The sequence below is a fragment of the Streptococcus sp. bf_0095 genome (assembly GCF_004166885.1).
Lineage (GTDB): Bacteria > Bacillota > Bacilli > Lactobacillales > Streptococcaceae > Streptococcus.
In genome coordinates, this window is the sequence record NZ_RCYU01000002.1 from 560,973 (window position 1) to 573,587 (window position 12,615).

The 12,615-nt window shown below is 40.4% G+C and carries 12 protein-coding genes; 3 read left to right on the forward strand and 9 right to left on the reverse strand.

All coding sequences use genetic code 11. The features are described 5' to 3' along the window. Positions 1 to 564: 564 nt before the first annotated feature. From EAI95_RS07215 to EAI95_RS07250, 8 genes are all read right to left on the reverse strand, one after another. The gene (locus EAI95_RS07215) at positions 565 to 837 is read right to left on the reverse strand and encodes a Veg family protein (RefSeq protein ID WP_048715069.1); all 273 of its coding nucleotides are present in this window, start codon (positions 835 to 837) and stop codon (positions 565 to 567) included. Between the two features lie 3 nt (positions 838 to 840). Then, the gene (dnaB, locus tag EAI95_RS07220) at positions 841 to 2,196 is read right to left on the reverse strand and encodes a replicative DNA helicase (RefSeq protein ID WP_048690975.1); all 1,356 of its coding nucleotides are present in this window, start codon (positions 2,194 to 2,196) and stop codon (positions 841 to 843) included. A gap of 24 nt (positions 2,197 to 2,220) precedes the next feature. Continuing rightward, positions 2,221 to 2,673 (reverse strand): 50S ribosomal protein L9, encoded by a 453-nt coding sequence (rplI, locus tag EAI95_RS07225; RefSeq protein WP_048715073.1) that lies wholly within the window; start codon positions 2,671 to 2,673, stop codon positions 2,221 to 2,223. Beyond that, positions 2,670 to 4,667, reverse strand: coding sequence for a DHH family phosphoesterase (locus EAI95_RS07230; protein WP_173018615.1), 1,998 nt, complete (start codon positions 4,665 to 4,667; stop codon positions 2,670 to 2,672). The genes rplI and EAI95_RS07230 overlap by 4 nt, the downstream gene beginning before the upstream one ends. A gap of 192 nt (positions 4,668 to 4,859) precedes the next feature. Further along, complete coding sequence (mnmG, locus tag EAI95_RS07235; RefSeq protein ID WP_129822601.1) at positions 4,860 to 6,773, reverse strand: tRNA uridine-5-carboxymethylaminomethyl(34) synthesis enzyme MnmG; 1,914 nt, start codon at positions 6,771 to 6,773, stop codon at positions 4,860 to 4,862. A gap of 8 nt (positions 6,774 to 6,781) precedes the next feature. Continuing rightward, positions 6,782 to 7,237, reverse strand: coding sequence for an NUDIX hydrolase (locus tag EAI95_RS07240; protein ID WP_123159939.1), 456 nt, complete (start codon positions 7,235 to 7,237; stop codon positions 6,782 to 6,784). 137 nt (positions 7,238 to 7,374) lie between these two features. Continuing rightward, positions 7,375 to 8,496, reverse strand: a complete 1,122-nt coding sequence (gene mnmA / locus EAI95_RS07245; RefSeq protein ID WP_023027417.1) for a tRNA 2-thiouridine(34) synthase MnmA — start codon at positions 8,494 to 8,496, stop codon at positions 7,375 to 7,377. 202 nt (positions 8,497 to 8,698) lie between these two features. Beyond that, positions 8,699 to 9,241 carry a LysM peptidoglycan-binding domain-containing protein gene (locus EAI95_RS07250; RefSeq protein WP_023027418.1) on the reverse strand — a complete coding sequence of 181 codons (543 nt, stop codon included), beginning with the start codon at positions 9,239 to 9,241 and terminating at the stop codon, positions 8,699 to 8,701. Between the two features lie 230 nt (positions 9,242 to 9,471). On the opposite strand from EAI95_RS07250, the gene sdaAB reads away from it, so the two are divergent. The 3 genes from sdaAB to EAI95_RS07265 are packed head-to-tail and all read left to right on the forward strand — an operon-like array spanning position 9,472 to position 11,655. Continuing rightward, a complete protein-coding gene (gene sdaAB, locus EAI95_RS07255) occupies positions 9,472 to 10,143 on the forward strand; it encodes an L-serine ammonia-lyase, iron-sulfur-dependent subunit beta (protein WP_023024775.1) in 672 nt (223 codons plus the stop codon). A 9-nt stretch (positions 10,144 to 10,152) separates the two neighbouring features. Next, positions 10,153 to 11,025 carry an L-serine ammonia-lyase, iron-sulfur-dependent, subunit alpha gene (sdaAA, locus tag EAI95_RS07260; protein WP_023024777.1) on the forward strand — a complete coding sequence of 291 codons (873 nt, stop codon included), beginning with the start codon at positions 10,153 to 10,155 and terminating at the stop codon, positions 11,023 to 11,025. Positions 11,026 to 11,028: 3 nt separating this feature from the next. Continuing rightward, on the forward strand, positions 11,029 to 11,655 hold the full coding sequence (locus tag EAI95_RS07265) for an HAD hydrolase-like protein (RefSeq protein ID WP_023027419.1): 627 nt from the start codon (positions 11,029 to 11,031) through the stop codon (positions 11,653 to 11,655). 166 nt (positions 11,656 to 11,821) lie between these two features. On the opposite strand, the gene EAI95_RS07270 is transcribed toward EAI95_RS07265, so the two are convergent. After that, on the reverse strand, positions 11,822 to 12,460 hold the full coding sequence (locus EAI95_RS07270) for a LysM peptidoglycan-binding domain-containing protein (protein ID WP_123159942.1): 639 nt from the start codon (positions 12,458 to 12,460) through the stop codon (positions 11,822 to 11,824). Between the last annotated feature and the right edge of the window lie 155 nt (positions 12,461 to 12,615).

Consider the following 12,615-nt stretch of genomic DNA (forward strand, 5'->3'; position numbering starts at 1 on the left):
TTTTTTGTAGGAAATAACGTTTTAGACAAACCTGATTCGTTCAGAAAGCCTTCGCCCAAACAGCAAAGGTTACTTTTCTAGCTGGCTTCCTGTTGACGAGCTTCATTTTGTCCTGCTGTCATTTCGCACAAATTCTATTATACCACCAATACCAGTCCTTGTAAAGTTGCTTTCTCATTTTTTTGATTTCTTTCTATAAATGAAAAGCAAAATGAGGTTTTCTAGCTAAGGACTTTCTAAATCACACATTTTTAACGCGGATAGCCATGTATTTTCATCCCTATCCAATATTTTTATCTTGTTTACAGGAATCTTTACACCTTTTTTACAACTTGTCAATCATGATTGTTTCAATACCCTCCTAAGTCCCTTTAATGTAGCAGGATGAAGAATATAGATGAGACGACTCTTCAAAAGATCCCCTGTCTAATATTGACAGATTTGATTATGAAATTGACATCTTTGTCAATCAATTTACACAACTAGTGTCTATGATATGTTCAGACCATCAAAAAACCATCTCCAAGAAGAGACGGTTGGAAGTTGTAGCTTACCCTAGCTACATTAGTCTAAGTAATGAATCAAATTTTTCTCAGTTAAAATATCTGAGTAAGTATACGATTCAACATAGGTTGCTGCTGGTTCACCAGGTAAACTGTTTTCATTAGTGTATTCAATAATAAACAAAGAAGGATAGACTTCAATTAATCGACCAAACTTATTTTTTTGACGTTTACGACCATTTTCCAAGGTCATTTCCACAATTTGGCCTTCATGAGCCTTGATTTCTTCTTTGATTTTTTTCATTTTTGCTACATCTGTAAATGCATCACTCATCCATTATTCCTCTATTCTCTTTGATATGCTGGAGAACTTATTATATTCTTTCTGGAAGATTAACTCCACTGTTCCACGCGCTCCTGAACGGTTTTTTTCAATGATGACTTCAACCTTGTTATTCGGCAAGCCTTCTTCTTCCTCACCTGCACGTTCATAATAGTCATCACGGTATAGAAAGGCAACAATATCTGCATCCTGCTCGATGGATCCTGATTCACGGATATCTGATAGAACCGGACGCTTATCTTGTCGTTGTTCAACTCCCCGAGATAGCTGACTAAGGGCAATTACGGGAACCTTTAATTCTTTCGCCAAAATTTTTAATTGACGAGAGATTTCTGAGACTTCCTGTTGCCGGTTTTCACGTCCTGTCCCTGTAATCAACTGTAAGTAGTCGATAAGGATCAAGCCAAGATTACCTGTTTCTTGTGCTAACTTTCTAGAACGAGACCGAATTTCTGTAATCCGAATACCAGGAGTATCATCTATATAAATGCTGGCATTGGCTAGATTTCCTTGGGCAATGGCATATTTCCGCCACTCATCATCTGTCAACTGACCGGTACGAATAGAATGAGACTCAATCAAGCCCTCTGCTGCCAACATCCGGTCCACCAAACTTTCAGCCCCCATTTCCAACGAGAAAATAGCAACTGTTTTATCCAACTTGGTTCCGATATTCTGGGCAATGTTTAGAGCAAAGGCAGTCTTACCGACCGCTGGACGAGCTGCAAGAATAATCAACTCTTCTTCATGAAGACCTGTTGTCATATGATCAAGATCTCGATAACCTGTTGCAATCCCCGTAATATCCGTTGTCTGCAATGATCGAGTTTCAAGACTTCCAAAGTTGATATTTAGGATATCCTTGATATTCTTGAAACCACTTCGATTGGCATTTTCACTGACATCAATCAGAGCTTTTTCTGCACCTGCAATAATCTCATCCGACGGACTCGCTCCATCATAGGCTTGATTAATGCTCTCCGTTAAACGGGCAATCAAGCGTCTTAGAACCGCTTTTTCGGAAACAATCTTTGCGTAATATTCCGCATTGGCTGAGGTCGGAACAGAGTTGATAACTTCAGCTAGATAAGAGAGGCCACCGATATTTTGCAAGTCCCCTTGGCTATCTAAAATATTGCGAACGGTCGTCGCATCAATAGCATCTCCCCTATCTGCAAGGTCAATCATCGCCTTAAAAATTAACCGATGGGCATATTTAAAGAAATCTGCTGGCTCAATAAACTCACGAACAAAAACCAGTTTTCCCTCATCAATAAAGATGGCTCCTAAGACAGATTGCTCTGCTTGGATATCTTGAGGCTGGGTTCTTAATTCTTCTATCTCAGCCATAGTCAATCCTTTCTAACGATTTACTTAACCTTCGTTTACCCGAATTTGGATAATACCTGTAATATCCTGATAAATTTTAACAGGCACATCAATCAAGCCGACAGAGCGAATTGGAGAAGCCACTTGAATGTGACGCTTGTCGATTTTGATTCCAAATTGTTTTTGTAGTTCTTCTGCAATTTTTTTATTGGTAATCGAACCGAATGTACGTCCATCAGGACCAATTTTTTCTGTAAATTGGACAACGGTCGTTTCTTCTGCTAATTTCGCTTGAATGTTTTTCGCTTCTGCGACTAATTCCGCATGGGCTTTTTCTTCAGATTTTTGCTTACCACGAAGCTCCCCAATCGCTTGGGCGTTAGCTTCTTTGGCTAAATTCTTTTTGATCAAAAAGTTTTGAGCATAACCTGTTGGGACTTCTTTAATTTCCCCTTTTTTTCCTTTTCCTTTTACATCTGCTAAAAAGATAACTTTCATTCTTCTTCCTCCTTATCCTTTTGGACCTCTTCTTGAATACAGTCAATCAATTGGGTACGAACTTGATCGATGGTTACATCTTCCAATTGAGAAGCCGCCGAATTAAAGTGGCCTCCGCCTCCCATTTGCTCCATAATTTTTTGCACGTTGACTTTGCTTCTGCTTCGAGCTGAAATGGAAATGCTTCCTTGTTCATTCAGAGCAATGACAAAGGTCGCCTCAATTTTAGACATGGCCAACATACTATCGGCTGCTTTACTAATGGTAACCGTTCCATAAGGAACATCTGCTGCGCCTGTTGCCACAATAATATGTGGGAAAACTAATTGACCATTTAGGATCAATTCATTAACTTCGCGGTACTCATCGAAGTTAATAGCTGAAATTTCCTGAATGAGGACACTATCACTACCTCGGCTTCGTAAATAACTAGCTACATCAAATGTACGGCTCGTTACGCGAACAGAGAAACTCTTGGTATCCAACATAATTCCAGCCATCAAAACACTGGCTTGAATCTTATTCAAGCGGTTCTTCTTAGAATTCTGGAACTGAAGCAATTCCGTAACCAACTCACTGGCACTACTTGCGCCACTTTCAATATAAGTGATCATGGCATTTTCAGGGAAATCTTCATCCCGTCTATGGTGGTCAATGACAATGACTTGGTGAAACTTCTCATACAAATCATTTGAAAGCGTGAGAGCTGTCTTCGAATGGTCTACCATAATCAAAAGGGATTGATCGGTTACCATCCGTAGAGCATCTGAAACCGTTACTAGTTTAGTCGCTCCATCTGATTGAATTTTTTCAACCGCTCGTTTGATATCCTGAGCCATAGACCTATCATCATAAACAGCATAAGAGCGTTCGTTGATATTGTTTGCAAATAATTGCATCCCAATCGATGCCCCCAAAGCATCCATGTCTAATTTTTTGTGGCCAACAACAAATACCTGATCAACCGATTTAAATTTTTCAGAAATAGCTGTCATCATCGCACGAGTACGTGTACGGGTGCGCTTGATAGAAGAAGCTGTCCCCCCTCCAAAGAAAATAGGATCCTTACCTTCTTCTTTTTCTTTTACAACCGCTTGGTCACCCCCTCGAACCTCAGCTAAGTTTAGATTCGATAAAGCAACTCTACCAATTTCATCATGATTGCCATCTCCGTATGAGAATCCCATACTTACCGTAATGGGTAATTCACGATTTTTCGCTTCCTCACGGAATTGGTCAATAATAGAAAATTTGGATTCGATTAATTGTTCAAGAACGGTATAGTCGGTAAAAAGATAAAAGCGATCCATCCCGACTCTTCGGTAAAACATATGGTATTTTTCCGAAAATTCTTCAACAAAGTTTGCAATAAAACCATTGATACTACTGATATCTGAATCAGACACAACATCTTCTAAATCATCATAGTTGTCTACGGACATAATCCCGATGACCGGCCTAGTCGTTACAAGACCGACGTTGGCCTCATACTCACTAGACGCATCAAAAAAATAAACGACACTGGCCTGGGAATCTAGATAAACAGAATATTTCTTATCTCCAATGGTTGCATAATGGCCTTTCCCTTCAAAAGGAATCGCCAACACTTGTTGCAGGTATTCCACATCGAATTGCCCATCCTCAGTAGAGAAAATCAACTCCGCATAAGGATTGAACCACTCAACTTCATTGGTTTCACCGTTTACCTTGATTACACCAACTGGCATTTTATCCAGTAGCGAGGCCAACCCATTTTCAGCCTGATGATTGACATATTGAATTTGTTCTAGCTCATCCAATTCTACTTGCTTTAATTGATGAAGAAAGAGATAGATGACACCGGAAAGAATCAACAGAATCACAAATAAATTTGCAATTGTACCACCCAATAATCTGGAACTAATGGCTAATACAATAAATGCTAACAAACCTACCATACAATAATGGATAGGCGTCATACGAAATTTTTTCATCATAAACCTCTGTTGGGTCATTATACCATAAAACATAAGAAAAAGCGAGGCCCGTCAAGCCTTTCCACCAAAGAAAAAGCTGACAGCGATCAAGGTCCGGTCGCTCATTTGTCAAACGGTGTAAAGCATATTTACACTATTGTAAATATACAGTAAAACGAGAAAAGAAGTAGCTATTTGGCTACCTCTTCCACATATTTACATCCTAATAAGTTAGGATTCTTTTTCTTGATTCTTAGAAATGCTCCGACTCTTGCCTTCAAGATAAACCATCAAGATAGAAATGTCGGCTGGGTTGACACCTGAAATCCGACTAGCTTGACCAATGGTCTCTGGATTAATCAGTTTGAACTTTTGACGAGCTTCTGTTGCGATGGAGTCAATATCATCCCAGTCAATATTGGCAGGAATTCGTTTTTCTTCCATTCGCTTCATTTTTTCAACCTGATCTAAAGCTTTTGAGATATAACCCTCGTACTTAATTTCAGTTTCGATCAACTCGATAATCTTATCATCTAGCTCCTCAGCAGCTGGTCCGATAAAGTTGACAACATCTTGATAAGATACTTCTGGTCTTCTCAAGAATTCTTTGGCTGTGACAGCATCTGTCAATGGTTTAAAGCCTAGCGCTGCCACCTTCTCGTTCGTTTCCTTTACAGGTTTTAGCTTGATACTGTCAAGGCGCTTCATTTCATTTTCAAACTGATACTTCTTGGTTTCAAAACGTACCCAACGTTCGTCATCAACTAGACCAACCTCGCGACCGATTTCTGTTAAGCGCATATCTGCATTATCATGACGAAGAATCAAACGATACTCAGCACGACTGGTTAACAGTCGATAGGGCTCAACTGTTCCTTTGGTCACCAAGTCATCGATCATGACCCCAATATAGCCATCACTTCGTTTCAAGATGAGCTCTGGTTTTCCTTGGATTTTCAGCGCAGCATTAATCCCTGCTACAATTCCTTGGCCAGCAGCTTCCTCGTAGCCAGATGTTCCATTAGTTTGGCCCGCTGTAAAGAGACCTGATATTTTCTTTGTTTCTAAAGTTGCTCGTAACTGATGTGGAAGAACCATATCGTACTCAATTGCATAACCGGTACGCATCATCTCAGCATTTTCTAGCCCCTTAATTGAATGAACTAGTTCTCTTTGCACGTCTTCTGGTAAACTGGTTGACAAGCCTTGGACATATACTTCTTCTGTATTGCGTCCTTCTGGTTCTAGGAAAAGTTGGTGACGTTCCTTGTCAGCAAAGCGAACAATCTTATCTTCAATAGATGGACAATAACGAGGACCAACACCCTTTACAACACCTGTAAACATAGGGGCCCGGTGTAAATTGCTGTTGATAATCTCATGGCTTTGACTATTGGTATAGGTGAGCCAACAAGGGATTTGATCCTTTAAATAATCCTCGTCACGCGAATTGTAAGAAAAGTGATTTGGATTTTCATCACCAGGTTGAATTTCCGTTTCTTCATAATTGATTGACGATGCCTTGACACGAGGAGGCGTTCCTGTTTTGAAACGACCAATTTCAAGTCCTAGGTCTCTTAAATTATCAGCCAGTTTAATCGAAGCAAGGCTGTGATTTGGTCCTGACGAATACTTGAGATCCCCGATAATAATTTCTCCTCTGAGAGCTGTCCCTGTCGTGACAATAACAGCCTTGGCTCCATAGGCTTGATGAGTCGCTGTTACAACTCCTCTGACCTTCCCGTCTTCGACGATGATCTCATCAATAACTGATTGGCGAAGAGTCAGATTTTCTTGGTTCTCAACCGTCTTACGCATTTCCTTAGAATAAAGTTCCTTATCCGCTTGGGCACGAAGCGCACGGACTGCTGGACCCTTTCCTGTATTCAACATCTTCATTTGAATGTAGGACTTGTCAATATTCTTGGCCATCTCTCCACCGAGGGCATCTACCTCACGGACCACAATCCCTTTTGCAGAACCACCAATCGAAGGATTACAAGGCAAAAACGCCAACATTTCTATATTGATGGTTGCAAGTAGAACTTTACAACCCATCCGGCTCGCAGCAAGTGAGGCTTCTACACCCGCATGTCCTGCTCCGATTACAATAATATCGTATTCTTCTATAAAATTATAAGTCATCTTTTCTCCTATTTCTCCAGCTGTATGTGTTGTAATTGTCCGTTCCAATCTGGTAAGGCCGTTTTTAAAAATGCCGGCTTCAGGTCAACAGTAGATAAGGCCTCTATAGCAAGCCACCGGCAAGGTAAGGACTTTGTATCTTCCTGCATGGTTAAAGGGGCATCTTCCAGCAAGTCCACCAAATAATGAAATTCAATATTATGGTAGTGGATTCCAGCTTGATTAAAGCGATTTTCAACAATGAAAGCTAGCTGACCAGCTCTAGAAGCAACGCCAAGTTCTTCTTTGACTTCCCGAACCACAGCATCTTCTGTAGCTTCATTCACTTGAAGAGCGCCACCGATTGTATAGAAACCATCCTTGTCTTCTATAACTAACAATCGACCATTTTCTACAATTAAAGCAGTTGCTCTCACACCAAAAACCGTCTGATTCAACTTGGTCCGAAAATCCTGTTCTTGCATGTTACTTCCTTTCGAAACGACACAAAAATAGTCAAAACTCTGAGAAGTGCAGGACAAAAAAGCCTGCAACATCCATGAGCTTTGACCATCATTTCTATTGCTTTTCTTATTGTAGCAAATTGAGAAAATTTGTCAATTTAAATATACTGACAAACTTCTCCATCCCGGTAAGCATTGTCAATCAAACCACCTCCGAGACACTCTTCACCATCGTAAAAGACAACAGCCTGACCTGGTGTAATGGCCCGTTGAGGTTCTGCAAAAATAACCTCAGCCTTGTCACCCTTGACATGAACCGTCACTTTGGAATCTGGCTGGCGATAGCGGAACTTGGCTGTACACTCTAGTGTAAACTCTTCTGGCATATCTCGTGTAAAGTGAACTTGACTAGCTTGTAAACTTGTTGACATGAGTGCTTCATGATAGAAGCCTTGACCGACATAAAGAATATTTTGACTCAGATCTTTACCAACTACAAACCATGGGGCATTGTCCCCACCTTGTTGACCACCAATTCCAAGACCACCCCGTTGACCGATTGTGTAATACATCAAACCAGCATGTTCGCCCATATCACGTCCATCTACAGTCATCATTCGGCCTGGCTGGGCAGGGAGGTAGTTACTGAGAAACTCTTTAAAATTCTTTTCACCGATAAAGCAGATCCCAGTGGAATCTTTCTTTTTAGCTGTTGCCAATCCAGCCTCTTCTGCCAAACGGCGAACCTCAGGCTTTTCCAAATGTCCCAATGGGAACATGGTTTTTTGAAGTTGCTCCTGAGACAACTGGCTTAAGAAATAAGTTTGATCCTTCCCATTGTCAACGCCACGTAGCATATGAACAATGCCGTCCTCATCTCGTGCCACGCGCGCATAATGCCCTGTCGCTACATAATCGGCACCGAGAGTCATGGCATAATCTAAGAAGGCCTTAAATTTGATTTCCTTGTTACACATGACATCCGGATTTGGTGTACGGCCTGCACGGTATTCTGCAAGGAAGTATTCAAAGACGCGATCCCAGTATTCTTTCTCAAAGTTGACAGAATAGTAAGGAATGCCAATTTGGTCTGCAACTGCTGCTACATCTTTGTAATCTTCCGTAGCTGTACAGACCCCATTTTCGTCTGTGTCGTCCCAGTTTTTCATGAAGATGCCAATGACATCGTAACCCTGTTGCTTTAACAACAAAGCCGTTACAGATGAATCGACACCACCACTCATTCCAACAACAACACGTGTGTTCGAGTTATCACTCATAGATTTCTCCCATCTTTTCGTTTCTCACGATTGAAGGTCGTGGTTTGCTTCAACGATTGAAGGTCGTTTTGAGCATTATCAATTGTAACACGCTTTATAGTAGAAAACAAGCATCTTGCCATTCTTCTTATTTACTATTTTATCTACGTTTACAGCTCTGTAAATCAAAAAAAAGTCCAATTGCTGAACTCTTTCATGTACTTTAATACCAACCATTGGTCAACCAGAAGTTTTTAGCTGCAGACCATGATCCATAGCGGTTAACGACATATTGATTGGCTACTTTCTCCTGATTTTCAGGTGATAAATCTCCATTTAAATACGTGATTGTTAACTGATATCGACCATAATATTGGCCATTTTGTGCTGTATAACTGCCGCTTGATTCTTTCTGAGCAATCCATTCTTTAGCCGCAGCATCCTCTGCACTCAAGCCATTTGATGCAGAACCCGTCGTTGTTGCTTGTGTAGTGTCAACTTTACTGGTGGTAGCTTGCTCAGTTGTCTGTTTAGTTGAGCTAGTTTCTTCAATCTCAAGAACTTGTCCAACTGTAATGAGATTTACATTGCTAATCTTATTTTTCTTAGCAATTTCATCAACAGTGGTGTTCTTTTCCTTAGCGATAGCAGATAAGGTATCCCCTGACTTTACAGTGTAAGATTCTGCACTGGCGAGGACAGGAATAAACATTCCTGATAATAAGCTAAGTTCGATAACACGTTTTACAAACATTTTTTTATTCATGGTTTTACACTCCTTTTCTGTATGCTCTCTATCTTACAGAAGAAATGTTTCGGAAATTTTATGAAATCACGTCAAATGTTTCAACAATGTGTTAGCGAGAATAAATAACACCTCAAATAAAATGGTTTTAAGTATCTTTTAAGTTTAAAACAAAATTTCCCTCTCAAATAGGAGAAAACAAGACCTAGATTTGTTATAATGAAAGAAAAGAAACCCTAAGGAGCAGACTGATGAATTCGCTTAAATTCCAATCCGTATTTGATATTATTGGACCAGTTATGATTGGACCTTCTAGTAGCCATACTGCTGGAGCCGTTCGTATTGGAAAAATTGTCTCTTCTATTTTTGGAGAGGATCCGACAGAAGTTGAATTTCAGTTGTTTAATTCCTTTGCCAAAACCTATCGCGGTCACGGAACAGATTTGGCCCTTGTAGCTGGTATTTTAGGCATGGACACAGATGATCCAAGAATTCCCAATAGTCTTGAAATTGCACATGAAAGAGGAATTCGAATCGTTTGGTCTATTCAAAAGGAGAGTAATGCTCCTCATCCAAATACGACGACCATCACGGTAAAAAATGAGCATAAAACTATCTCCGTCACAGGAATTTCTATTGGTGGGGGGAATATTCAGGTAACTGAGTTAAATGGCTTCGCAATTTCACTGAACATGAACACCCCAACTATTATTATCGTTCACCAAGACGTTCCTGGGATGATTGCCCATGTTACAGAAGCCCTTTCCCGCTATGATATCAATATCGCCCAAATGAACGTAACCCGCGAAAAAGCTGGTGAAAAGGCTATTATGATCATTGAAGTAGATTCTCGAAATTGTGACGAAGCGATTGAATTAATCCGTCAAATTCCCCATTTACACAATGTGAATTTCTTTCAATAAGGAGACCCCATGTTTTATTCAATTACAGAACTAGTTGAGCAAGCGACCCTCCACTATGAAGGAAATGTCGCAGAATTAATGATTGCTACCGAGTTTGAACTAACTGGCCGTGAGCGAGAAGAAGTTCTGACTCTTATGACACGTAATCTTGAGGTGATGAAAGAATCTGTCCACTTAGGCCTCAATGATCAGCTTTCTCGAAGTGGCTTGACAGGAGGAGATGCTGCAAAACTAGATCGCTATATTCAATCTGGAAAAGCCCTCTCTGACTATACTGTCCTAACTGCAGCCAAAAATGCTATCGCTGTCAACGAACACAATGCAAAAATGGGCTTGGTCTGTGCTACTCCAACAGCCGGATCGGCCGGTTGTTTACCCGCTGTTCTCACTTCAGCGATTGAGAAACTCCATTTAGATGAACACCAACAATTGGAATTCTTATTAGCGGCTGGAGCCTTTGGTCTGGTTATTGCCAACAATGCATCGATTTCTGGAGCCGAGGGAGGTTGTCAAGCAGAGGTTGGGTCAGCATCTGCTATGAGCGCAGCAGCTTTAACGCTAGCAGCGGGAGGAAGTCCCTACCAAGCTAGCCAGGCTATTTGTTTCGTCATTAAAAATATGCTAGGCCTGATTTGTGATCCTGTTGCAGGACTAGTTGAGGTTCCTTGTGTCAAACGAAACGCTATGGGAGCGAGTTATGCATATATTGCGGCAGATATGGCCCTGGCAGGAATTGAATCCAAAATACCTGTTGATGAAGTCATCGATGCTATGTATCAGGTCGGATCAAGTCTACCAACTGCCTTTAGAGAAACTGCTGAAGGTGGTCTGGCAACTACTCCAACTGGGAAACGACTACAACAAGAAATTTTCGGAGAGTAATCTATGAAGTATATATTTTTCGACTTGGATGGGACCTTAGTCGATAGTTCCGAAGGTATCGAGACCACCTTTCTACACACTTTTAACCTGCTGGGGGTTCCTGCACCTGATAAAGAGACTATTCGAACCTTTATGGGCCCTCCACTCGAGGTTACATTTACAAACCATGTTCCAAAAGAACTTGTTACAAAAGCTGTAGAAATCTATCGCACCTATTACAAAGAAACCGGCCAACAGCAAACCTACCTCTACCCAGGTATCAAAGAACTCCTTCATCAATTAAAGGAATTGGGTTTCCACTTATTCATCACCACCTCTAAAAATCAGGAAGTGAGTCTTGAAATAGCCCATTTACTAGGAATTAGTGATTACTTTGAAGGGATTTATGGTTCTATCCCTGGATCCATGCACAAAGCTGATATCATTCAGCGTGTACTGTTGGATCATGAAATTCCAAAAGATGAGGCTTGTATCGTTGGGGATACTAAATTTGATATCATTGGAGGAAAAACCATTGGCATTCATACAATTGCAGTCAGTTGGGGTTTTGCTCCTCTAAATCAATTAAAAGAGGAAAGTCCTGATACCATCATAGATTCTCCCCTAGATTTACTCACTCATTTAAGTTGATAAAAGAGGTTTACAAAATTGTAAACCTCTTTTTTGTATAAAATCACGCTTGGGTAAGACTACACATCGGTCATCAAGGTTGACGAATACTATCGTACCTCTTTACAACTCTTTCCCGCACTTGTCAAGATAAGAAACAAAATAAAAAGAGGGTTCCCCCTCTTTTTTAGTATCCCCAAGCTGAAAGTCCTTGGTTTGAATAGGCATTATAAGCTGCTTGGATTTGATCATCAACTGTAGCAGTTGAACCCCAACCTGGCATTGTTTGGAAAAGACCACTAGCCCCAGATGGGTTTGCTGCGTTCACTTGACCATTTGATTCGCGGGCAATAATTGCTTCCCAAGTTGATGCAGGAACCCCTGTCATTTCAGCCATTCGAGCTGCTGCATAAGATCCAGTTTCTCCAGCAGTATTTCCATTTGCAAGTACAATCCCATTTCCAGAATTCGTAACAACTGGTGCCGCATTATAAGTAGCATTAGTTGTTGTTTCTGCTGCAACTTGATTTGTAGAAGCTCCAGCTACTGGTTCCTGACTTGCTTTGGCAGTATTTACTTTGTTGATCAATGAGTTTGAACGTTCACCCAACTCAATAATTTGACCAGCATGGATCAAATCTTGATTGCTGATTTGATTCAATTCAACAAGCTTTTCGATAGTAGTGTTATTCTTAATCGCAATTTCTGATAAAGTATCACCATTTTTTACTTCGTATGTTTCAGCATTCACTACCACACCAGTAACAAAAAGTGAAAGAGCTGAGATAATAGAAGTTAATGTCCATTGGACTTTTTTTGTGTTCATCAATACATTCTCCTTTCGAACATAATACTATCTTACACATTAAATGTTACAGTTAGTTATATTTTATGTTACAAAGGTTACAAAAACATGTATTTTTCATGCAAAAAACGCTATAAATAGCGTTTTTCTTCATCTTTTTAGAAAAAACACCCTAT